Below are 25,163 nucleotides of genomic sequence, written 5' to 3'. Positions count from 1 at the left end.
CCGCTCAGAATCCCACAGGCACCGCCGCCGGGCCGCGGATGATGGGCCATTCGCTCCACACGATGTCGCGGGGCGAGACGGCGAGCTCGATGCGCGGCAGCCTCCGCAGGAGCGTCGAGAAGGCGATCGCCGCCTCGATCCGCGCGAGCATCGCGCCGAGGCAGAAGTGGATCCCGCTCCCGAAGGCGATGTGCCGGTTCGGCGAGCGGCCGATGTCGAAGCGGTCCGGATCCGGAAAGTGCTCCGGATCCCGGTTCGCGGCCAGGAGCCCCGCCGCGACCCCTTCTCCCGCCGGCACGCGGGCGCCGAACAGCTCGATGTCCTCGAGCGCCCAGCGGATCGTCGAGAGCTCTGCCGGCCCCTCGCAGCGCAGCGCCTCCTCCACCGCGGAGCCGACGAGCCCGGGGTCCTCGGCCAGCCGGCGCCGCTCCTCGGGGTGCGAGAGCAGGAGGAACATGCCGCTCGCGATGAGGTGCACCGTGGTCTCGTGGCCCGCGACGAGCAGCAGGAACACCATGCTCGAGAGCTCGGTCGGGCTCAGCTTGTGCTCCTGCTCCTCGGCGAGCACGAGGCCGCTGATCAGGTCGTCGCGCGGGGCCTTGCGGCGGACCTCGAAGAGCGCCCGGAAGTACGCCCCGAACTCCTCCACCACGGACTGCCCGCGCTCCACGAACTCGCGATTGTTCGCGGGCGCGAGGAGGATCTTGGTCCACCGGCGGAACCGGTCGCGATCCTCGACGGGGAGGCCGAGGAGCTCGGCGATCACCGCGGTGGGGAGCGGAAACGCGAAGTCTGCCACGAGCTCCATCCGGCGCCGGTCGATCACGGCGTCGATGAGCCCGTCCGCGATCTCCTGGATGCGCGGGCGCAGCCCTTCCATCATCCGCGGCGAGAAGGCCCGCTGGACGAGGCCCCTGAGCCGCGTGTGATCCGGCGGATCGGCGTCGAGCATGTGCCGATCCATGAAGGTCGTGCGCTCGCTGAGCGGGAAGTAACGCCGGCGCACCTCGCCAGGGAGCTTGTGGAAGTCGCGGATCAGGCGCGGATCCTTGAGGAGCTCCACGCAGTCGTCGTGACGCACGGCCACCCAGATGGGCACGTCGAGGCGGGGGTGAATGAGGCGATGCAGGCGCCCCGCGGCGCGCATGCGCGCGTAGATCGCGTGAGGCTCGGCGCGGCTGCTCGGATGGAACAGCTCCGGAAAAGCGTCCTGGTCGACCATGATTCCCCCGTTCGATTGCGTCCGGACGTTCGAGGTGATGCTCGCGTCACGCCGGATCGCGAGGTGTGCATGGTGGAGAACCGCGCGCCGTCAAGCGGCGGTCGGAGCGCTGCGCGCCGCCGTTACCGCCGCGGCGCCGGAGCTCGGGCGCGCCGTCACGCTGCGGCGTCGGAGCTCAGGCGCGCCGCGGGAGCGCGCCCGATCTTCAGGGCGCGTCGCTCGCGCCGAGCAGCCGCGAGATCAGCGTGTGCTCCACGTCGTCGAGCGCCTCGCGCAGGAACGCCGGGTCGTCGAGGCGGATCGCGTCGTCCCCCTCGCGCGCCTCGATGGGCAGCTTGTTCCTGAGGCTCGCGAACTCGCGCAGCAGCGAGGACAGGCCCGCCTCGTCGTCGCGCAGCGCGCGCAGCGACCGCGTGAGCTGGCCGATCGCGTCGTCCCGCTCGTCCAGCGCGCCCACCTGGAGCGGCGAGATCGTCCGGGAGAGGACGCGCTCGATCCAGAGCGCTCCGCCGAGGTCGTTGGCGATCGCGCGGATCTGCCCTGTCCAGCGCTCGAAATCGGCGCGGAGCGCGGCGTGCGCCTTCGTCGCGCCGCACAGGAAGACCCGCGCGGCCAGCGTGCGCCCGTCCGCCTCGGCGAGGCGCCGCTCGAGCTCCTCCCGCGTCAGATCCACGATGTCGTCGGCGCTCGCGGCCGGGGAGAGATCGACCTCGCAGGCGCACCAGCGCACGACGTCGAGGGGGCGGTGCTCGACCGAGGTGATGCGGCCCTCGTCCACCGCGACGAGGAGCGCGCCCTTCTCGCCTGTCTCGCGGGCGTGGCGGCCCTGGAGGTTGCCGGGGAACGCGATGTACGGATCGCGCGAGAGCACCTCCCGGGTGTGCACGTGGCCGAGCGCCCAGTAATCGTATCGCTTCCCGACGAGGGTGTTCAGGCTGCAAGGAGCGTAGTTGTCGTGGCCCTCGCGGCCGCCCAGGCAGGTGTGGAGCATGCCGATGTTGAAGAGGCCTGCCCGCGCGTCCGGATAACCCGCGGCGAGATCGTCGGTGACGGCCTTGGTCGCGAAGCTCTGTCCGTGGACGGCGACCCCGAGCCGATCGAAGACGATGGACTCGGGGCGGCGGGGATCGAGCCGCCGGGCGTTCTCCGGGAGCTCCAGGTGACGCGTGATGTTGCTCTCGGCGTCGTGGTTGCCATAGAGGAGCACGACGTCCACCCGGGCGGCGCGCAGGCGGGAGAGCTGCGCGGCGAAGAACAGGCCCGTGCTGTAGTCCTTCCAGTCGCCGTCGTAGATGTCGCCCGCGAGGAGCAGGAGGTCGACCTCCTCGGCGAGGCAGAGGTTCACGAGGTTCTCGAGCGCGCGGCGGGTCGCCCCGCGGATCTGCTCGACGGGCGCGCCCGGGTAACGGTCGAGCCCGCGGAGGGGGCTGTCGATGTGGAGGTCGGCGGCGTGGACGAACTTCATGGGCAGACGCGGCCCGAGCTTAGCCGCTCGGCGCCGGGAGCGCTGCTCATCCGATGAGGATCGCGCTCGCCTGGAGCGGACGAGCCGCGCCCTGGCGAGGAGACAGGTGGAGCGCGCCCGCGGAGCGCGGCTGACGCGGGCGCTGGCCTAACGGACGCACGTGCAGGCGGAGTGCTCGGAATCAGGCGTGTCCTTGCCCTGCTCGCCCGCCCTGTCGACGACCCGGGCGTCCATGCCGAGCTGTTGCAGGAGCTCGGTCACGAGCGCGATGGCCTCCTGCTTGTCCGCTTGCGTGCGCGGGGAGGACCACGCGTCGCTCTTCGCGACGAGCGTCCTCACCAGGGCGTCGATCCGCGCGGGGATGGGCACGGCGCCGTCGAGAGCAGCCGGCGCGCCGGTCGCTTGTGGGGCTCGCGGGTGCTGTGTCCCGTCGGAGGCGCCATCCACGGGCCGGTACCCGCCGATCCTGTCGGCCGGATCCTCATCCTCGCTATCGGACTCGTCGTCGTCCTCGTCCTCGCTATCGGACTCGGCATCATCCTCGCTATCGGACTCGTCGCCGTCGTCGTCGTCGTCGTCGTCCTCGTCCTCGTCGTCCTCGTCCTCGTCGTCGTCGTCGTCGTCCTCGCTATCGGACTCGTCGTCGTCCTCGCTATCGGACTCGTCCTCGTCCTCGCTATCGGACTCGACATCACTGTTGGCCACGGCGGAGCTGGACGGGGCGCTCGGGGGAGGCGCCGCCGCAGGCGCGGTGTTGCGGCGCTCTCGGACGTAGCTGCTGAGGATGTGCGCCGTGCCGTCGGGCGCGACCCGGACGATGGCCTTGGTCGTGCCGTCCCAGAGCACGACGTTGGTCGCGCCGGTCTCGTCGATCCTCGTCTCGAAGGTGTCGGCCTGGGCGGCCTTGCGGACGGCCTTGCGCGCGGCGTCGAGGTAACGTCGAACGGCGTCCTCCGGCGACACGCTGGCAGCCCGCTCCTCCGGCGTCAGGAACTCGTCGCCGTGCTTGGCGGCGTGGTAGGCGGCGGCGCCCGCCGACTCGAAGCGAAGCTCGCTGGCCGCCGCCGCGAGCCGCTCCGCCAGCTCGCCGCCCTCGCGGAGCGTGACGTCGCCCACGGCGTCCGCCTCCTGCGCCGCCTCGATCTGCGCTTGCCAGAGCGCCTCGACGTCAGCGCCGCTCAGGTTGCCCTTCATCGAGGCGACATAGAACTCGAAGCGCTCGACGAACTCGCTCACGCTCCCGGCGCCTTCCTGAGCGAACGCGGCCGCCGGGCCGCGCAGATCCGGGCGCTCTTCGCCGCTCACCAGGTCATAGAGCCGCAGCAGGGCGTCGTGCCGCATCTCGCCGTTCTCGGCGAAGATCGCCATCGAGGTGGGGTCCTCGATGCCGCTCTCGCGCAGGAAGGGCACGACCAGGTCCAGCTGCGGCGTGAAGCGCAGCCGCTCTTGGCCGCGGTGCGAGCCGGACAGATCGACGGTGGCCTGATCCCTGGAGGACCAGGGGATGCCGTCGTTCAGGTTCTTGACCAGCATGAGCAGCTTGCCGAACTGCCCGCGATCGACGAGCTCTCGCAGCCGCTCCGGGTGCAGCTTGACCTGCCCGCCCAGGTCGAGGAGGTCGCCGTCGTTCGTGAGCTCGATGCCTGCCTCCTCGATGCGCGTCGCGGCGACGTCGAGGAAGTCGTCGCTGTCGCTGTCGAGCCCCTCCTCGAACCGCCACGGCTGGGGGCCGAGGTAGCGGCCGTCAGCGATCTCCGGCAGGCCCGGCTGGCCGGTGTCGGACAAGCCGTTCTTCTTCTTGTCCCACTTGAACTGGCCGTCGCGCTTGCGCCAGCGGTAAACGTGGTAGTGCGGCGCGTGGTGGCCTGGCTGGTTGTGGTCGCTCAGGTCCACGTCGATGATGACGCGCTCCCCCGCTTGCCCCTCCTGCTGCGGCGCGATGGCGTGGAAGCGATATTGATAGATCCGCCCGGTGGCGAGGTCGATCTTCATCTCCGGCGCGGCGAGCGGATACCCCGCGCCGTCGTCGTCGGGGGTGTCGCGCCAGCGCGGCAAGACGTCGTGCTCGTACGCGAGGCTCTCGTCGTCGAAGCGACCGGCCACATCATCGGGGATGATCTCGCGGATCGCCTGGGGGGAGAAGCCGAGCACTTGCATGATCTCGGCAAGATCCGTGGGCGAGTCGGCCTGCGTGGTGTGCAGGACCAGCGACCTGGCGTGGATCGGCGCCTCGCGCTCCTTCATCGACGCGAGGATGCTCTCGGCGTTGTCGAGCACGGCGTGGAGGATCTCGGGCTCGAGCTCGTAGCCGCGCTGATAGAACTTGAGCGCGCGGCCGAGGTGCCACGGCGAGCGGCGCAGGTGCTCGACGACCGCGTTCTGCCGCTCCTCGACGGGCGCGGTCGGGCCGGGGTCGGCCACGAAGCGCAGCCTGCCGACGAGCTGATCCTCGATGGCGCCGTCGAGCGGATCGACCACGAAGCCGTTCTCGTCGAGGTAGAGCGCGTTCATCCGGAAGTCGCGCTTCTGCGCGTCGGCCATGACGTCGAGCGGGCCCTGCACGCTGGTGTCGTCGCCGGTGGTGATGTCCACCATCGTGTTGACGCCTCCGACCTGGAGAAGGCGCTGTTCGGGGACGACGGTGACGGGGAGGGATTGGAACGCTGGGTCGCTGCCCAGCACCTCCTCGAGCAGCGACATGGGCATGTTCGTCTTGAGATCGACGTCCTTGGGCCTCTTGCCGCTGAGGGCGTCGCGCACCGCGCCGCCGACGATGTAGGCGTCGAACCCGAAGGCGCGGATGAGCGAGATGAGGTCATGGACCCGGTGGGTGGCGCCGACTGGGCTGTCGAGGAGCGCGACGCCGACGGGCTCGCTCTGGGCGGGCGGCGGGGCGTCATTGGCCGCGGCGTGCCCGGCCGTCGCCATCTCCAGCGTGAGGATCGTATGCGCCTTGAGCTTGCGGCCCTTGAGCTCCGGCTCGAAATAAGGAGTTCCGTCTTCGGTGTTCTCCTTGACGAAGTCGATGAAAGCCTTCTCGCCGCGCTTCTTCGCGTCGATGCCGGCGAAGCTCAAGAGCGGCGTCAGGATGCCGTGATCGGCCGTGGCGAAATGAGGCACCTCGGGCGCGCCGTCCTCGTCGCTGGCGCGGTCGGAGAAGAAGGCGTCGGCGACCATGCTGCGGTCGGCGCTGCCCTTCTTCTCGCCGACCGAGCCGCTCACGAGCTGCTCGAACCCCAGCGCGTAATCGGTCGTGTCGTCGCGCCGGTCGTCGTGGACCGGGACGCCGTACCAGGGGATCTCTCGCCCATCGCTGGTGGTGAACGTGCGTCCGACGATGTCGTCGTGCTGGAACAGCTCTCCGATGTTGATGTTGGCGAGGCGCAGGTCGGTTATCCCGTGCTCGCGGATCAACACGTCCAGCTGCTCGCGGAGGGTGCGCTTGGCGAGCGTCAGCTCTCCGGGCGGCGTCAAGAGCGCCACGACCAGGTTGGTGTCGACCACCAGCGAGGTGGACGTGAGCGGCGGCGACAGCGCCGGGGCCGCCACGCGCTCGGCCTGGCGGACCAGCTGCTCGATGGTCGCGCGGATGCCCGAGATCTTGCCCCTGTTCATGGCGCCCGCGAGCATGCCGGCGAACGCGTGCTCGCCGACGGATCGATTGATGATCTCGAGCTCTTCGCGGGTGACCCAGCGTCCCTCCTGGCCCCTCTTGAGGACCGCGCGCGGTGGCTCCGCCTCGCGCGCCGGCGGGGGCGGCGGCGGGTCGCGCAGCGCCTCGATATCGAAGTCCGGCACGTCGTCGGCCCACGCGAGGGCCCCCAGCGCCTCGGAGGCGTCGTAGGCGAGCCTGCGCATCTCGCCTTCGTAGGTACCGAACACCTTCGCGGATTCCTGCTTCAGGCTCTCGGCGTCGTGGGGTTCCTTGAGCGCGATGACGACGAACTCTGCGAAGCGCCCCGCGCCGCTCGGCGGAGTCTCCGGGCTCTCGGTACTCGTCAGGAGCTCGGCGAGCGCGCGTCGCACCGCGTCGTCGTCGAAGTGCGCGAGCAGCGCGGTCTGCAGTCCTGCGTAGTGCGGCACACCCCAGATCCACTCGGGGATGGCGCGCTCCCGATCGTTGTTGCGAGGCGGCTTCTCGAGCTTCTCCTGGTTCCGCGCCGCGCGCTCCTTCTCCTTGTGCTCCTCGGCGCTGAGGCCGAAGTCGAGGTCGTCGAGGTCGGCGAACAGGGGTTCATAACCCTCGGGTTCGGTCGACGTCCCCTGCGCGCCGGCGTCGCTGCTCGTGCCTGCGTCGCTGTTCGTGCTGGAGGAGGACTCTCGCGCTTTGTCCTCGAGCTCCTCCTGATCGGCAGGTGTGCCCTCGGAGGGCTGCGGGGCGCTCGACGCCGCGGAGGCGGCAGGCGCCGCGGCGGAGGAGCCGGGTTTTCGGCCGATCGTCGAGCGACCTCGGTCGCGCTCGAACGTGCCCAGCACGAGTTCGGCGTGCGCTGCGAGGCGCTCCTTCAGCTCGCTGGCGGGCAGGTCGAGCAAGTCGGGGTTGAACGCCAGCCACTTCTCGATGATCTCCTCGGCCAGCCGCGCGGCAGGGTGCAGGCCGATGGGCAATAGATCCAGGATCGACGGGAGGAGCTGGGTGTCGATGGTCTCGACGACGAGGCCCGCCACCTCGTCCAGCCGCTCGTTCGGGACGCGCTCCAGGAGGGCGTCGTACAGCCCTGAGGGCGTGAGCTGGACCGTCGCGGGATCGATCCGCCCAGGCGCCTCGCCGGCCCTGCGAGGGCTGGTGGGCCGGTCCTGCGCGGGGCTGTCCTGCGCCTGCGCCGGCGCGTGCCCCCCGACCGCGGGCGCCGCCGCGGGCTGGTTGAGCTGCTGGAGCTTCTGTCGCAAGAACGTCGCGTCCGTCATCCGGAAGCGATCCATCGGGCGGAACGTCAGCTGGTCCCTCCGGGGGTGATCGTGCAGCGCGAGCATGAGGCGCGCGGCCGCCGGGGAGACCGTGCGAATCAGAGCGCCTGTTTCCGCCGGAGAGAGCTGGAAAACGTCGCGAACCCAGCTGCGGACTCCCCTGTCGTATCGGCGCCACTCCGCGGGACTCCCGAAGGTGTTCACGCCGATCTGCTGGGGTGGCTGGGGCGCGATCCGCTGACCTGAGCTCGTGGGCGTGGGCGCTCCCGCGAGCTGGTTGCTCGGGTCCCTGGCGTCCTGTGTGGTGCCGGACAGCCCGCCGGCTCCGAGGCGCGCCGGAGCGCGCTGCTGGGTGGAGGCGCCGTTGGCCGGGGCGTGCGGCGGGGGGTAGGTCCCGTGGGTGATCACCTCGAAGAGCTTCGGCATCTCTGCCTTCAGCACCCGGATGGGGAACGCCTGCCCCCAGGACTGGACAGGCACGATGAAGGCGTCGCCGTCCGTGGTGATCTCGCCGTTGATCGCGAGGTGGTGCCGGCTCTCGGCTTCGCCCTCGCCGAGCGGCGCGATGCTCGCGGGATCGCGAGTTGTCGTGGTGCCGCTGCGGTATCGCTCCGCCGCCTCCCACAGCGCAGCGCCGTTCGAGACGGTCGCGACGGCAAACCCTGCCCGATCCGTGCGCTTGAGCGTCTCGTTGACGCGCGCGATGTCGTTCTCCGAGAGGCCGTTGCTCCTGACCTCGACGTCGGCCCCGAGCGCGTCGCTCATGAGCGTCGCTATCGAGTTCGCCGAGAGGAGCATGTCGCCTTCCGCCGCCACGACATGGGCCTGCTTGGCGCCGTCGGTTCGCTTCTCGTGCCGCGCGACGGCGTCCTGTCCGAGGAGCTCGACGAGGCCTCGGGCGAGCAGGTGGTCGAGCAGGTGGCGATCCAGCTGCTGCCGGTCCTGCGCGCTCGTCAGGCCGCTGCGCTTCGCCCCGGCCCTCTTGAGCCCGTTGACGAGCGGCCGGGTCGGAACCGGGCCGCGGGCGCGCGGGATCTCTCCGGTCATCACGCGCCGGACGATGTCGAGATCTTCGCTGAGCGCCGCCTTGCCAGGGTCCTGCTGCGCGCCGAGGTCGCTGGTCCCGGGCGCCTGCGCGAGCCGGCCGAGCCGCCGGCCGGTGAACAGCGCGACGATCAGGTGCGAGGCGGTGGCGAGATCGCCCTTCAGCACCGTGTAGAGAGTGCTCTGGAGGCCGCAGTTGCTGAAGGTGGACTGCGAGAGCGACGCGGGGTCCTCGATGAGCTCGCGCAGCCTGCCGACGATCGCGCTGTCGACGTTCAGCGACTCGAGCAGGCCTGCAAGGCTGTCCGCGGCCTGTCGCCTGACGCCGTCGCTCGCCGGGCCGGACCACGCCCTGCTTTGCTCGTCGATCGCGCGGATCCGATTCTCGATCGTGCTGTCTTGGGCCTGCGTGCCTTGCTCGATCTCGGCCGCGCCGCCGGTGGTCGGGGCAGCGGTGCCGGTCGCGCCCTGCGGGGCGAGGAGCGCCGCGTTCCCGGGCTGCAACGGCGGGCCAGCCGTCTCGGACCCCGCGTTCGCAAACGGGTTGTACGCGCCCAGGCGGTCCGCCGGATTCTGCGGCTGGCCTTGCGGGGGCGGTGGCGGAAGCGGGATGGTTCCGGCGGAGCTCCCAGGCAGCGGCGGCGGAAGCGGGATGGATCCGGGCAAGGTCCCAGGCAGCGGCGGCGGAAGCGGGATGGATCCGGGCAAGGTCCCAGGCAGCGGCGGCGGAAGCGGGATGGAGCCGGGCAAGGTCCCAGGCAGCGGCGGCGGAAGCGGGATGGAGCCGGGCAAGGTCCCAGGGGTCAGCGTTGATGCCGAGGGCGGGGCCGACAACGTCTGCAGGCCAGGTGCGGACGGCCGTACGCTCGGATTCGGCTGCGACGCTGGCGCCTCGCTGTCGAGCAGCTCGGAGGCCGCTCCGAGGAGCTCTCTGGTCATCCGAGCGACGTCGTCCTTCGGCGCGAAGAGGCCGAATCTCTTGAGTTCACGCCAGGACTCGGGCAGGTCCGAGAGATCTTCTTGCGCGCTCGTCGACCCGGCGTTCGATGAGGCGCGTGCGCTCAGCGTCGGGCCCGTGAGATCGTCGAGGGCTTCGATCCAGGCCGCGCTGAGCTGCCTGCGCATCTCCGGCGTCAAGCGAAGGAGCAGCCCCGTACCGAACAGCTCTCGACTCATCCGGAGGAACGCCGGGAGGGCAGTTCTCTTCATGGGCTTCGTGACGAGGGTGTGCTTCAGGTAGTCGTCGCTCTTCTTTCGGAGCGCCAGGAAGCTCAACCAGAGATACGAAGCGAGCACGTGATCGAGGTGCGCATCGCCTTGCGTGCCCTGCGCAGCCGGCCTGTGCCTGTCGACGATGGAGCGGTACCGCGAGGCGATGTCCGACGCTTGAGGCTTCGGGGCGCTCGAACCGAGAGGGTGGAACGGGAGCTGCTCGGGGGCCTCATGTTGTTGTTCGTAACGCCCCTCCACCTCGCTCAGGATCGCGTCCATCTGCGAGAACACGTTGTCGAGGGTGGGGTATCTGGGCCTGTTGAAGTCCTCCGGTAGCAGGTGCCCCGCGGCGAAGAACTTCTCGATGAGGCGCTCCTTGGGCTCCTGGCCGATCGTCACGCGCGTGCCGACGCCGGAGATGCCGAGGAACGTGCTGGTCACGAGCCCGAAACTGTCGAGCTGCAGGACATCCAGGTTCTTCAGATACGATTCGATCGAGGCGTCCTTCATCAGGAACGGCAGCCCGCTGATGTACGGGGTGCCACCGCCCCTCGGAAACAGCATCTCGGCGACAAATGCGGCGTTCTGCGTTGCGACGCGGATCATCCCGAGCTCGTGAGCGCTGGCGTGCTTCAGGATGTGGGTGAAGAACTGCCACTCGTCGCGCGACGTGTTGCCGCTCGTATCGATGCTCCGGAGGAAATCGCCGCTCTGCTGAGCGCCGTCCTTCGAGCTGAGGAGGGTGATAGCGCCTCCCATCACCTTGGCGCTGCCGAGGCCCTGGTACTTCTGGTAGCTCCTCCCCAGGAAGATCTGGAGCTTTCCCTCCGCCACCAGGTCGGCGAGCCCGTCGACCACCTGATCGACGTGGGTGAGCTCGCCGGGGGCCTGCGGCTCCGTCTGGATCGTCGTGTCGAGGACCAGCGAGATCACGTCCACGCCCTCCGGCCTCTGCGTCTCGAAGCCCTGGGCCCGGGCGCGCACCTCGCGGATGACGTCGTCCGGCGAGGTGGGCGGGCTGAGGGGCGAGCTCGGATCCAGGGTCGCGTACACGATGCCGGCGTTCCCCTCCTCCGTGCCGGTCTGCGCGACGCGGGCCTGCGCGGCGAGGACCTCCGGGACCTCGAAGTAATTCGCCTGTGGCCGCTCGCGGTGCATCAGATGGACCATCTTGCCGCTGCTCTGCCGCGCCGCCTCGAGCGCGGTCACCAGCGCATCCATCCCGCTCCAGGCAGGCTGGATCAGCCGATCCACCCCCTCGCGGCTGGCCAGATCCTTCACCTTCGGATTGCGCGCGTCCTGGACGAGCTGCTCGCCCGTGATGAGATCGCCTGGCGTGTACGGACGTGCCGCGGCGAGCGTGAGGAAGAGCTCGTCGACCAGCAGGTCGTAATAGGACATGACACGCGCGCTGCTGCTCCTGAACACGTAGAAGGCCGAGAGGAGGAACGCGATGTTGTTCAACGCCTCCTGCACCAGCTTCCCGCGGCGGAACCCGTCGTTGTCGAGATTCGCGACGGCCTCGTCAAGCCCATCGATCAGCGACACCGCCGTCTTGAAGATGAACCGCATCGATGAATTGGAGTCGGCGATCGCCTTCAGTCGTCTGAAGTCTACGCCATTCCGGATCTTCTCGAGCGTGTCGAGGTTGTCGATGCTGCTGTCGGTGGCGAACTCGCCAGCCTCGGGGTTCGAGTACCTGTACGCCTGGTAAGTCGACGGCGTCGCTCCGATGTGTTTCAGATAGTTCCGGACCTTCTCGGCCGGCGGTTCGCCGTTCGTGCTGGTTCTGGCGAGATCGGTCGCGAGCACATGGACCCCGGGCCCGCCGGGGATGATCTCGGCCGATGTCAGGTCCACCTGGTCGCGGAGCGGATCGAGGCGCTCGAGGGCGTTCGGGGAGTTGACCAGGAAATAGGTCTTGTTCGGATCGAGCGTGCGGTCGGCGTCCTGGAGGATCTTCTTCGTGGCGTCATTGAAGACGCCGAGCGCTCCCGCCTTCTTGGGATCGTCGTAGGCGTCCCGCAAATACGAGGTGCTGTATCTATGCTCGACGGCGATGCCGAGCTGCAAGCGCCGCGGCGTCCAGGTCGAGATCACGCGCACGCCGTGGAGTCTAGCCAGCGGGTGATCGTCGACGTCCTCCAGCTCCTTTCGCCGGGTCTCGATATACGGAGTCGTCCTGTCGCTCTGGCTCTGCACGTAGACGCGCGCCACGGTCTTCATGCTCACCCTGACCAGCGCGCGGGCCAGGGTCTGCCCAGCGGTCTTGAGCGGGTCCTCCTCCCCGGTCGTCTCCGCGTCGGGCGGCGTGTCCTGCGGGGTCGAGGGATCTGTGCCGGCGTCGGCGGCGCTGGGCTCCAGCATGGTGGCCAAGAAGCCGCTCTTGTCGGCGTCGGGCCCGGCGCTCGCGGGCGCCGACGCCGTGGGCTGCTCCGCCGCGAGCGTCGCCGCCGGCGGGTGCCAGCTGCCGGTGAGGATGTTGGGGAAGTACTCCCCCATCCTGTCTTTGCGCACCACGAACGGGAAGGTCTTGCCGTAGCTCGAGATCGGAACGACGTAGGCGTCCGCGCCGTCGGGGGTCGTGGTCGTCTCGATGGGGCCGACGATCCTGACCTGGTGCAGCCCCTGGTTCCCGAACGAGCTGACCGGATCGCTCCAGGCGCTGAGGTCCTTGTCCGATCCGAGGTTGTCGGAGCCAGGCGCGTACTTCTTGGCCTCGGTCCCCACCGGCGCGGCGAGGACGATCCCGTGGACGAACGGCCCGCTGCCGCCGTCGTCGAACAGCCTGTTGATCGCGTCGATGTCGTACTCGCCGTCCTTCGACGACATGACGTTGACGTTGTTCGCCTCGAGGACGTCGCCGACGATGCCGGTATAGGCCTCCTCGCTCATGGGGAAGTCGCCGCGCTTCAAGCGCACGCCGTCGCCCGCGAGCTGGTCCTGCTTCTGGGCGAAGCGCCCGTCGAGGCCCCCCTCGACCTGCTTGATCCACGCGTCGTACTCGTCCCTGGCGCGCGTCTTCCAGAGCTTGGGCAGCGCCCGGGCGAGCAGGATGTCGAGGCGCTTGTCGCCGTAGTCCTTGCCCGTGTGGCTGGACATGCGCTCGATCTGCCTGACCCTGCCGCCGAGCAGGACGTTGCGCTTCGGGTCCTTGCCCCGGGCGATCTCCTCCTGGCCGGGGGTGACCGGGATCGAGCCGCCTGACGCCAGCGGGTAGGGCGTGGTGTCGAACAGCGACCTGAAGACGTCGATGGCCTTCATGGGGTTGTTGTGCAGGACCGCCTCGGCGATGGCCGTGAGCCCGCAGAAGGCGAAGTCCCGCTGCTCGATCCGCGCGGGCTGCTCGAGCAGCGCCTTGGCCCTCTCCTTGAACTCGCGCGGCATGCCGACGATGTCGTCCACCAGCGACTTCAGGTAGCTCGTCGGATCGGCGTCGCCGGTCTCGAGCGCGCGGCTCGTATAATCGTCGAGGGCGCTCCCTCGCAGCCCGCGCTTCATCCCCATGTCGGTCAGCTCGGCGAGCGACGGGGCCGGCGCCGAGGGATCGCCCGGCGCGGTCTGAGCGGCGGCGCCGCCGCCAGGCGCGACGAGGGGACCGCCCTTGCTGGGCGCGAACGATTGAGCTTCGCCGGAGGTGTCGGCCTCCGGCGCGGTCGGCAAGGGAGAGGCGTCGGCGGGCGGGGGAGGGGTCTTCTCGACCCTGATGAGCTCGGTGAAGGCGATCTTCACCTGATCCTTGGTCGCGGATAGATCCTTGAGCGCCTTGAAGTACTTGCTCAGATCCGAGTCGGGCTTCTGTGTGTCGTTGAGGTAGCGGCCGATGAGCCGGTCGGGGTCCTTGTCCCGGAGCTTCTCGGTGATGAGCCCCTCGTTGTCCCGGTAGAGTTTTCCAAGCTCGTTCCGATTGTAAATCTTGGTGCGCTTCGTGGTTTCTTCCGTGCCGAACACGTCACTGCCGACGACCTTGACCGTGACCTTGCCGTCCGTGTTGGGGGACTTCAGCTTGATGGCCGGCTTCCTGCTCGCGATCTCCGTGAAGATCGCGGGGAACCTGCTGTCGTTGTAGTTCAGCGCCCAGTTCGCGAGACCGTCGCGCCCCTGCAGCTGCTTGCCGATGAGCTTGGCGCGATTCGCCATGACGTCTGCTTTGGGCATGTCGGGGAGCAGCTCCTTGCCCGGGAACTTGTTGCTCAGCTCCTTTCCGACGTGGAAGTAGGGCTTGTTCTGCCGCTCCTTGTCCATGCCGTTGACGCTCTCGAAGCCGTTGGGCAGGGATGTCCTCGCGCGCAGGAGCTCGAAGACGGGCATGGGGAGGCGCTTGGGGGAGAACTCGACGACGAGGACCTCGCCGGCCTTCACGTCGGCGATGCGCGCCGGCGCCTCCGCGTCCTCGATGTTGAGCACGGTGACGCGCGGCTTGCCGTCCTTGAGGAGCCTCCGCTCGAGGCGGTCGGCGAGCGCTCGCCAGCTCTCCCTCGTCGCGTTGCCCTCCGAGTCGACGAGGAGCTGGAGCCCGCCCTCCCACTCTCCGTTGAGCATCTTGTTGAGCGCGTCGAACTCGTCCTGATTCAGCTCGCCTTTCTCGTTGACCCAGCCCGCGGCGCCGAGGATGACGCCCTTGTCCTTGAGGTCGGTCCCCGCGCCCTCGTCATCCTGGGCGTACAGGAGGCCGGTGATGAGGTTGAACAGCTCGAAGATCGGAGCTTTCGAGTCCGGAGCCTCGCCGGTGCCGAGCCCGTAGGCGACCATGGTGTGGGTCTTGGGCTTCCCGTCCTCGCCCTTCGAGGTCTGGTCGAGGAAGGCGAGCACGCCGGGGGCCTTGGCCGCGGCGTTGCTCTTCGCGAGCTCCTCCTCGATCATGGCCTTCGGATCACCCGGCTCCGTGGTGTCGTAGATGTAACCGAGCCCGGCGAGCGCCTCGACCTCGTGGAACAGCTCTTTATTATTGTCTTTGCTGTCCCGGTAGGTGACGCCCCGCAAGCCGCTCTCGCGATTCCAGTCCATGGGCTGGAGCTGGACGAACGAGCCGACGTCGAGCAGGGTCAGGATGCCCTCCGGCTTCTCGTGGTTGTCCAATGCGCCGGTGAGCCCGTACTTGGCCGGCTTTCGGTCGTTCAGGGCCTGGAACGTCTTGAGGCCCATGACGTTGACCCGGAGCCCCCCGGTATCGAAGCTCTGGATGGGGCCGCCGTTCTCCTTGAATCCCGGCAAGAGGCTCGTGAGCTTCGCCCGGTTCAGGCCGTATTTCTTGCCGCCCTCCTTCACGTCCTCTTGCGTGGGATCGTCGCCGCGCTCGTTGGAGTCGTCGTAGACGACATCGAACTCGCCGGAGAAGCCGAGATGGACGAGCCGCTTCATGAGCTGCACTGAGGCGGACTGATGGCCGTTGCCGGGCGCCCGCGGGATGAAGATCCTGAGCGTCGTCTGCTGCTTCAGCACCTCCATCGCCTCGGCCTCGAGATCCGCGGTGCTCGCGTCGCCGGCGGTGGTGGCGCCGGTCTCTGTCGAGGTGGCGAAGAACCCGCTCTGCTCGGGTGCCTGGAGCTCTTGCGGCGGCTGGCTGCGGGGCCCGACGAGCTCGTTGAGGGCGTCTTTGCCGTTGTTCGCGAGGTCTTGCTCGAACCTGTCTGCGCGGTCCTTGAGCGTCGTGGCCCAGTCGCTGCCGAGCTTGGCGAGGTCGACGGTGCGCGCGTTCTTGGTGCTCTCGTCGCCGATCTTGTCCTGCTTGAGGCCGCCGACGCTGGAGATGGGGTTTGCGGTCTTCTCGGTGGAGCGCCAGTTGTGGACGTAGCCGACGGTGCTGGGGGCGTTGGGCCCGGTGGTCTCGATGCCGATCTGGAGGGCGCCTTGCCTGCCGGGCTTGGGCGGGCGATAGCCGATGAACATGTGGCCGTGGGCGCCGTCGGGCAGGATGACGTCGCCGTTGAAGTCCTTGAGGCCGAGGCCGCCGACGGCGAGGTTGATGCCGTAGAGCTCCGTGTCGTCGAGCTTGGCCAGGATGGCGGCGGCGTGCCCGCCCTGCTCCTTGAACTTGCCGTCGCCGAGGGCGATGTGGTGGGTGCCGAAGGCGCGCTTGAAGACGCCCCTGGCGGGGTTTCCGTTGCTGTCGGTGATGCCGAGCAGCTCGGTGAGGGCGTAAGGAGCGCTGCCAGCGGGGATCTGGACGTTGACGCGGCCGCCGTGGGAGAGGAGCTTTGCGACGGGCACGTCCTGGAGCGGGACATGGCTCTTTGCGCTGTCGTCGTAGATCTCGGCGCCTTCCTGGAGGAGGTGGAAGACGTTTTTGAGGACCTCGAGCGACTGGCGATGCCTGCCGACGACCTCTTCCTTGGAGAGCGTCCCTTGTGGCCGGAAGAGCTTCTTGTTCGGTTCCGGGACGGCGCCCTGCCCGATGGCGGTGTCCGCGTCGTCGTTGGGGTCGGTGTGCTCGAGGGTCCTGGACCACTCGTCGACGATGCCTTGGTCGATGAGCTGCTGGAGCGCAGCTTTCCTCGTCGGGTCGGTCGTGTGCCGCGCTTCCATGGACAGGGCCAGCGCTGCGGGCGGGGTGCCCTCGAAGCGCTTGCCGCCGTCGCCGCTGTTCATCTGGCGCGAGACGTAGCTGGCGAGGACGACCTTGCTGGCCTTGTGGAGCTGGTGGAAGCCGCGGAAGCGCTCGGGGTTATCGTTTGCGTCGCTCGACAGGTACTTCTCGATGTCGGCGTGCGTGAGCATGCCAGAGGCGTTGAGCCATGCCTGTCCCTGGGGGGTGGAGGAGAGCTGCTGGAAGGCGCTCCACTCGGCGTCGCTGAGCAGCGGCCCTTTGGGAAATCTATTTCCTATCTGTCCCTTGGCCTTCGCAGGATCGGCCGGGAAGCCGCCGCTGGTCAGCGGCCCAGTGATCGCGGGGACGCCGCGCCTGGCCCCCTCGCGGCTCATGAAGCCGGTGTCGGTGCGCCAGAGGGTCTTCTTGACAGCCTTGTCGACGATCCAGGTGACCTGCTCGATGGGGGTGGACGCGGCGGGATCGGGCGCGCTCTCCGACGGCGGCTCCTGCTCCTCCTCGATCGGGTCGGTCTGCGGCTGCGGGTCGGCTGCCGTATCGCCGCTGTTCGAGGCGGGGTTGTACGCTGCCAGCATGTCCTCCGGCGCGGTCGTCACCTGCGGCACGGGGAGCAGCGGTGGAGGCGGCGGTGGAGGCGGCGGTGGAGGTGGCGGTGGACCCGGCGGTAGACCCGACGGCGTGGTTGCGTCGGCCGATTCGGTGGCGGGCGTACTCGGGGCGAGGTAGACGCTCTCCAGATCGGAGATGTGCTTCAGCGACGGCTCGCTGTTCATCGAGCCTCTCAGGTTTTGCTCGACGGTCTCAACGAGCCGCGCGCTCCCCGTGCGCGCCTCCATCACGAGAGCGGGCTGACCGCCGAGATCGAACACCGGATACAGCGACCCCTCATGGGGCCCGAGCCGCTCGTTGTCCTTGAATGATCTCCTGAGGACGTCCAGCACCGCGCCCTTGTGCTGGCCGTCGAGCGCATGCTCAGCGAGCGCCGCGGCGACCTTCTCCAGATTGGCCTCAACGCCGAGCCACTGCAGGGCTTCGGCCTTCGCGGCCTCGTTGGTTGCGGCGTTGAACACGTCGCGGATTGCGGCCTTCGGCATCTGGCCATACTTGTTCTTGATGTCGGAGCTCTGCGCGTTCGGGAACGTCTGCTGGATGGCGGCGACCCACGTGCCCATGACCAGGGCGGCGCGCACCTCCGGGTCCGCGGCCGCCGCCGCGGGGAAGTCATCCAGCGTCGAGAGCGCTCTCGCGACGTTGTCGACGATGGGCTCGAACAACCTGAGACCGATCGGCTCGAACAGCTTCTTGAGCTCCGCGATGCGTTCGCCGCCTCCGAGCGTCTGCGTGAGCATGCCATAGTTGACCTGCACGCTCGCGATGCTCGGCGTCTTCTGGCCGACCTCGACGAAGTACTGATTTCCACTCCCCGTGACCGGCTGGAGCTGCAGGCGCGGGCGGACCTCCTGCGGGATCATCTTGTCCGAGTCGATCCGGCTGTTGTAGTTGGCCAGCACCTCGTTGAGCGGGACGACCGTGATGTCCCGCCCGGCGCTCTTGCCGTCGCTGTAGCGGTACGGTTTGACGCCGAACGCGGACGGGTCCTTATGGACCTCCTTGAACGTGTCGATCAGGTGGCGCATCGCGAGCAGGAGACCCTTGTGCGTCGCGTGGTCCGTCGCTGGCACTGGGCCGCTGACCATCTCGGCGACCGACTGGTCACGCGTCAGCGAGAGGAGGTGGTAGTTCCCGATCGTCTCCTCGGTCTGCGCGAGGTGGAAGCTGGAGCCCTGCGGCGGATCGCTCAGCTCTTCACTTCGGGATGGGGCGAACAGCAGCGTGGCCGAGAACTCGACCTCATACCCGAGGGAGGGTGGGTAATAGACGCCGACCGTCGCGGCCTCGACGGTCGTCAGCGAGGTGTCTGTGGGCTCTGCGCTCGAACTCGGCGCCGTGGCGAGCGCGTCGCCGCCCTGGGCCTCCATCTGGCCTGTCGGTCCAGGTTGAGCCGGGTCCGCGGGGGCCAGGTGAGCGACGACCTTGAGCGTGAAGGGAGCGCCGTCGCGCCGCACGTAGGTCTTCTTGGGCGTCTGCGGCGGAGGGCTGGGGGCTTCGGAGCCGGGCGTTTCCGGGGGAGCAGGCGGCCGCGCGCTTCCCCCGGGCGGCGGTGGCGGTGGCGGTGGCGGGGGAGGCGGCGCCGGTGCGGCGAGCTGCGGCTGCGCGAGCCCTTGATTCTGCTCGCCATCCCAGGAGAGCTTGTCGGGGAGCGTGCCGTCCCCCGCAGCGATCGGCTCCGGGCTCCTGAATACAAGAGCACCGCTGGAATCGTAGACCTCCAGCGTCAGGCCGTCCACGGGTCGGCCGGAGGTGGGAGGATCGATGTGGAGTTCGATCGTCTCTCGGCCAGGCGAGAAGAGCTTCTTGTCGGTCCTGGATGAGACCTGTTCTCGCGATGGCGTCCCCGCGGCCATCTCGGCGTCCTCCGGCGGCAGGACTCCGGTGAGGAGCTCGGCTGGATCGTCGCTTGGCGCGTGCGACGCGGGCGATTGCGCTTGTTCGGATGGGCTCGAGGCGAGCTCCTGCGCGGATGCGCCCGGGCTCGAGCCTTTCGCTGGGGGGTAGGCCCCGTAGGTGATGACCGAGAAGAGCCCGGGCATCTCGCTCTTTTTCACCCGGATGGAGAAGGCCCGCCCCCAGGACTGGAGAGGCACGATGAAGGAGTCGCCCTGCTCGGTGATCGGGCCGTCGATCGCGACCTGATGCGGCTTCTCCACCTTGGAGCGCTTCAAGAACGCGGCCTTCGCAGGATCGTGGGGCGTCGTGGCGTCGGGCGGGTGCTTCAGGGCCTCGTTCCAGAGCGCTTCCCCGTCCATCACGGTGGCCAGGGCGAAGCCGGCGCGATCGGGCTGGAGCGCCTCGTTGACGCGCGCGATATCGTAACCGCCAGGCGATCTGCGGGTCATGACGGTGGGGTTCGCGCCGAGCGCCGAGCTGAAGATGCCCGCGACCGAGTTCGCCGAGGCCAGCAGGTCGCCCTGGGCCGCGGAGACGCCGGGCTGATTGGCCGCGTCGGATATCTTTTCGAGCTTCGCGAGCGCGTCCTGTCCGAGCATCTCGACGAGGCCGCGGGTGAGCAGGTGGTCGAGGAGGCGGCGATCCAGCGCCTCTCGGTCCTCGGCCTTCTTCAGGCTGTCGCCCTTGGCCTTGGCGGTTTTGAGGCCGTTGACGAGGGGCCTTGTGGGCGTCGGGCCGAGGGCTTTGGGGACATCCCCGGTCATCACGCGCCGGAGGAGGTCCAGGTCGTCGCTGAGCGTCCCTTTGCCCGAGCCCTGTTGTGCGAAGGTCTTTGCCCCGGGGGTGCTCGCGAAGCGGCCGAGCAGCTTGCCCGTGAAGAGCGCGGCGACCAGGTGGGAGGTGGTGGCGAGATCGTTCTTCAGCGTCGTGTAGAGGACGCTGGTGGGCCCGCAGTTGGCGAAGGCAGATTGCGAGAGCGAGGCGGGATTGTTGATGAGCTCCCCAAGCCTGCCGATGACCGAGGGATTCACGTTCTGCTGCTGGAGCAGCCCGGTCAAGAGCTGCAGGGCTTCCTTCTTGTTCTCCGCGCTGGGCGGGCGTGACCATGCGCGGCTCTGTTCGTCGAGCGAGCCGAGCAGCTCATCGAGCGTCTTCCCCTGGTTCTGCGCGCTCGGCTCGACGTGGGCGGTGGCTGCGGTGTTGGTTGGGGCGGGGGAGGGGGTGGCGCTGGGCGCGGCGGCTCCGGCGAGCGTATCGCCCGAGTGGCCCACGCCGTCGTCCTGGAGCTCTTGAGGCGGCTGGGTGCGGGGGCCGAGGAGCTCGTGGAGCGCGTCCTTGCCTCTTTGGGCCAGCTCTCGCTCGAAGCTGTCGGCGCGGTCCTTGAGGGTCTTGGCCCAGTTGCCGCCGAGCTTGGCGAGGTCGACGGTGCGTGCGTTCTTGGTGCTCTCGTCGCCGATCTTGTCCTGCTTGAGGCCGCCGACGCTGGAGATGGGGTTGGCGGTCTTCTCGGTGGAGCGCCAGTTGTGGGGATAGGCGACGGTGCTGGGCGCCCCAGGGCCGGTTGTCTCCATGCCGATCTGGAGCGCGCCGGGCCTGCCCGGCTTGGGCGGGCGGTAGCCGATGAACATGTGGCCGTGGGCGCCGTCGGGCAGGATGACGTCGCCGTTGAAGTCCTTGAGGCCGAGGCCGCCGACGGCGAGGTTGATGCCGTAAAGCTCGGTGTCGTCGAACTTGGTTCGGAGGGCGGCGAGCTGGCCGCCCTGCTCCTTGAACTTGCCATCCCCGAGCGAGACGTGGTGGGTGCCGATGAGGCGCTTGAACACGCCGGCCGCGGGGTTGCCGTTCTTGTCGGTGATGCCGAGGTGCTCTGTGAGCGCGTACGGACCGCTGCCGGCGGGGATCTGGATGTTGACGCGGCCGCCGTGGGACAGGAGCTTGGCGACGGGCACGTCCTGGAGCGGGACATGGCTCTTGGAGGTACCGTCGTAGATCTCGGCGCCTTCCTGGAGCAGGTGGAAGATGTTCTTGAGCACCTCGAGCGACTGCCCGTGGCGCTCGACGACCTCGTCCTTCGAGAGCTTCTTGCCCTTCGTGAAGGTCAGGGTATTGAAGAGCGTCTTCGGAGCCGGCACGGCGCCCTGGTTGATGGCCGTGATCGCAGCGTCGTTGGGCTCGGTGTGCTCGAGGGTCTTCGACCATTCGTCGATGATGCCCCGGTCGATGAGCCTCTTGAGCTCGTCTCGTCTGGCCGGGTCGGTCGTGTGCCTGGCCTCCATGGACAGGGCCAACGCCGCCGGCGGGGTGCCCTCGAAGCGCTTGCCGTCCTCGCCGCTGTTCATCTGGCGCGAGACGTAGCTGGCGAGCACGACCTTGCTCGCCTTGTGGAGCTTGTGGAAGCCGCGGAACCGCTCGGGGTTGTCGCTCGGGTCGCTCGACAGGTACTTCTCGACCTGGTCGTGGGTGAGCATGCCCGAGGCGTTGAGCCAGCTCTGCCCCTGGGGGGTGGAGGAGAGCTGCTGGAAGGCGCTCCACTCGGCGTCGCTGAGCAGCGGTCCTCTGGGGAAGCGCCCTCCGAGCTGCTCCTTGGCCGTCGTGGGATCGGGGGGGAAGCCGCTGGCGCTCAGCTGGCCTTGGATCGCGGAGAGACCGTGCTTGGCCTGGTCACGGCTCATGAAGCCCGTGTCGGTCCGCCAGATGGTGTTCTTGACGGCCTTATCGACGATCCAGGTCACCTGCTCGACGGGGGTGGATGTCTCCGGATCCGGCGCTCGCTCCGACGGCGGCTCCTGCTCTTCCTCGATCTCGTCGAACTGCGCTTGCGGGTCGGCTGCAGCATCCCCGCTGTCCAGAGCGGGGTTGTACCCGGCCAGCATGTCCGCCGGGCTATCCTGGGGTGGAACTCGAGGAGCGTTGCCGTCCCCGCCGGTTCTGGTGCTCGTCGCGGGGGACTCGCCGCGAGGCGCGCGGGCATGCTGTCCGCCTTCAGGCGTCAGCGGCGTTAGAGACGGAACCCCGCGGCCGGACTGGGGCCGTTGGGATGGCCCGAAGCGATCTCCGTTGTCGTCTTCCGAGTCGTCGTCGTCGTCGTCGTCGTCGTCGTCGTCGTCGTCGGAGTCCTCTTCGCCTTCGTCGTCTTCGCGTTCACCTTCGCCTCTGCCTTCGTCGTCGGAGTCGCCTTCCCCTTCGTCGTCGGAGTCGTCTTCGCCTTCGTCGTCTTCGCGTTCGCCTCTGCCTTCGTCGTCGGAGTCGCCTTCCCCTTCGTCGTCGGAGTCGTCTTCGCCTTCGTCGTCTTCGCGTTCGCGTTCGCGTTCGCGTTCGCCTTCGCCTCTGCCTTCGCCTCTGCCTTCGTCGTCGGAGTCGCCTTCCCCTTCGTCGTCGGAGTCGCCTTCCCCTTCGTCGTCTTCGCGTTCGCGTTCGCCTTCGCCTCTGCCTTCGTCGTCGGAGTCGCCTTCCCCTTCGTCGTCGGAGTCGTCTTCGCCTTCGTCGCGTTCGCGTTCGCCTTCGTCGTTGGAGTCGCCTTCCCCTTCGTCGTCGGAGTCGTCTTCGCCTTCGTCGTCTTCGCGTTCGCCTTCGCGTTCGCGTTCGCGTTCGCCTTCGCCTCTGCCTTCGTCGTTGGAGTCGCCTTCCCCTTCGTCGTCGGAGTCGTCTTCGCCTTCGTCGTCTTCGCGTTCGCCTTCGCCTTCGCCTCTGCCTTCGTCGTCGGAGTCGCCTTCCCCTTCGTCGTCGGAGTCGGAGTCGGAGTCGGAGTCGGAGTCGGAGTCGGAGTCGGAGTCGGAGTCGGAGTCGGAGTCGGAGTCGGAGTCGGAGTCGGAGTCGGAGTCGGAGTCGGAGTCGGAGTCGGACTCGTCTTTGCGTTCGCGTTCGCCTTCGTCGTCGGAGTCGGAGTCGTCTTTGCCTTCGCGTTCGCGTTCGCGTTCGCCTTCGTCGTCGGAGTCGCCCTCGTCGTCGGAGTCGGAGTCGTCTTTGCGTTCGCGTTCGCCTTCGCCTTCGTCGTCGGAGTCGCCCTCGTCGTCGGAGTCGGAGTCGTCTTTGCGTTCGCGTTCGCGTTCGCGTTCGCCTTCGTCGTCGGAGTCGGAATCGTCTTTGTCTTTGCCTTCGTCGTCGGAGTCGCCTTCGCCTTCGTCGCCGGAGTCGTCGTCAGCCTGGTCCTCGGAGGCGTCGTGGTCCGAGTCCGCATCGCTGTGGTCCTCGTCGCCCGCGTCCTGCGCGTTGTCCCGGGAGAACTCCGCGTCGACCTCCTCGACGCTGCCGTCATCGCGCGACGGCAGCGTCCCCGGGCCCGGGGTCGCGGACGCTGCCGCGGAGTCCTGCGCGTTGGCCACGGGCGACCCGGCCGGCGCCTTCGTATCGGTGGTGATCGGCGTGGCCGCGCTCCCGGGGCCGCGCGCGGGCGGCCGCGATGTCGTCTCCGGCAGGCGCGGGCCGAGGCTCTCCGGCGTCTTTCCTGGAGCGCTTTGCGTCGTTTCAGCTTCCGGCCCAGGACTCGAGGCCTCTGGCGTCTTGGCCGTCATCTGCTCCGGCGTGTCACCGGGCATCTCCCGGGGCTCGTTGCCCCTGGGGGCTTGCTCGACCCCGCGCGGCCGCTGCTCCGAGCCGCCCTGCCCAGGATCCCGGGCGCCTCGCACCGGGTCGGACGCGGCGTCACCTGGCGGAGCGCGGCGATCGCCGCCCCGCGAACCTCGCGCGGGGCGATCCGATCCGTCGGACGACCCATCGGACGATTCGTCGGACGATTCGTCGGGCGACTCGTCCGGCGACCCGTCGGACGATTCGTCGGCGGCGCGCGGCGCGGTATCATGGGTGTCCAGCTGCGGAATATCGCGCGGGCCGACGAGGTTCTTGATCGCCTCAGTCGGGTTCTCCGTCACGTCGTGCGCAAACTGGTCCGCTCGTTCCTCGAGGATCCCTTTCCAATCGTCCCCGAACTTGCGCAGGTCGACGGTGCGGGCGTTCTTGCCCTTCTCGTCGCCGATCTTGTCTTGCTTGAGACCGCCGACGCTGGAGATGGGGTTGGCGGTCTTCTCGGTGGAGCGCCAGTTGTGGATGTAGCCGACGGTGCTGGGCGCGCCTGGGCCGGTGGTCTCGATGCCGATCTGGAGCGCGCCCCGCCTCCCCGGCTTGGGCGGGCGGTAGCCGATGAACACGTGCCCGTGGGCGCCGTCGGGCAGGATGATGTCGCCGTTGAAGTCCTTGAGGCCGAGCCCGCCGATAGCGAGGTTGATGCCGTAGAGCTCTGTGTCGTCCAGCTTCGACCTGATCGCGGCGTACTGCCCGCCCTGCTCCTTGAACTTGCCCTTGCCGAGCGAGACGTGGTGCGTCCCGAAGTCGCGCTTGAACACGCCGGCCTTGGGGTTGCCGTTCTCGTCGGTGATGCCGAGGAACTCTGTCAGCGCGTAGGGCGGGCTGCCCTCGGGGATCTGGATGTTGACGCGGCCTCCGTGCGACAGGAGCTTGGCGACCGGTACGCCCTGGAGCGGGACATGGCTCTTCGAGTCGGCGTCGTAGATCTCGGCGCCGGCCTGGAGCAGGTGGAAGGTGTTCTTGAGCACCTCGATCGACTGCCGGTACCGGTCGAGGGCCTCGTCCGTCGAGAGCGTCTTGATCTCTGCGAACGTCAAGCTCTCCTTGAGCGTCCTCGGAGCCAGCACGGCGCCCTGGTCCATGGCTGAGATCACATCGTCGTTGGGCTCGGTATGCTCGAGTGTCTTGGCCCATTCGTTGGCGATGCCCTGATCGATCTGCTTCTTGAGCTCGTCCCGCCTCGCCGGGTCGGTCGTGTGCCTCGCCTCCATGGAGAGGGCCACCGCCGCCGGAGGCGTGCCCTCGAAGCGCTTGCCATCCTGGCCGCCGTTCATCTGGCGCGAGACGTAGCTCGCGAGGACGACCTTGCTCGGCTTGTGGAGCAGGTGGAAGCCGCGGAACTTCTCGGCGTTGTCGTTCGAAAGGTACTGCTCGATCTGGCCGAGCGGGAGCATGCCGGAGGCGGTGAGCCAGCGCTGTCCCTGAGGGGTCGAGGAGAGCTGCTCGAAGGCGTTCCACTCGGCTTCGTTGAACAGCGGTCCCTTGGGGAAGCGCTTCCCGATCTGCTTCTTCGCCTGCACGGGATTGGTGGGGAAGCCGCCGCTGGTCAGCTGGTCGGCGATGCTCGGGACGGCTCGCTTCGCCTTCTTGCGGCTGCCTCTACCCGTCGGAGTCCTCCATGCGGACTTCTTGACGGCCTTGTCCGCGATCCATGTCACCTTGCCGTCCTGCGCTGG

The 25,163-nt window shown here is 68.6% G+C and carries 3 protein-coding genes; all 3 read right to left on the bottom strand.

The features are described from left to right. Positions 1–4: 4 nt before the first annotated feature. Positions 5–1,222 (bottom strand): cytochrome P450 family protein, encoded by a 1,218-nt coding sequence (locus WMF29_RS38120; protein WP_437325015.1) that lies wholly within the window; start codon positions 1,220–1,222, stop codon positions 5–7. A gap of 205 nt (positions 1,223–1,427) precedes the next feature. Beyond that, entirely contained in the window at positions 1,428–2,687 is a 1,260-nt protein-coding gene (locus WMF29_RS38115) for a metallophosphoesterase family protein (RefSeq protein ID WP_437325014.1), read from the bottom strand. Between the two features lie 147 nt (positions 2,688–2,834). Beyond that, a complete protein-coding gene (locus WMF29_RS38110; RefSeq protein WP_437325013.1) occupies positions 2,835–25,145 on the bottom strand; it encodes a hypothetical protein in 22,311 nt (7,436 codons plus the stop codon). Between the last annotated feature and the right edge of the window lie 18 nt (positions 25,146–25,163).

It is taken from the genome of Sorangium sp. So ce381 (assembly GCF_051473845.1).
GTDB classification, from domain to species: Bacteria; Myxococcota_A; Polyangia; order Polyangiales; family Polyangiaceae; genus Sorangium; species Sorangium atrum.
The sequence above is the reverse complement of the archived record's forward strand: the minus strand, read 5'-3'. Positions and strand labels throughout refer to the sequence as shown.

Bases quoted from the DNA above. Each gene is read 5' to 3' on its own strand.
- WMF29_RS38120 (WP_437325015.1), bottom strand. From the start codon at position 1,222: ATGGTCGACCAGGACGCTTTTCCGGAGCTGTTCCATCCGAGCAGCCGC.
- WMF29_RS38115 (WP_437325014.1), bottom strand. From the start codon at position 2,687: ATGAAGTTCGTCCACGCCGCCGACCTCCACATCGACAGCCCCCTCCGC.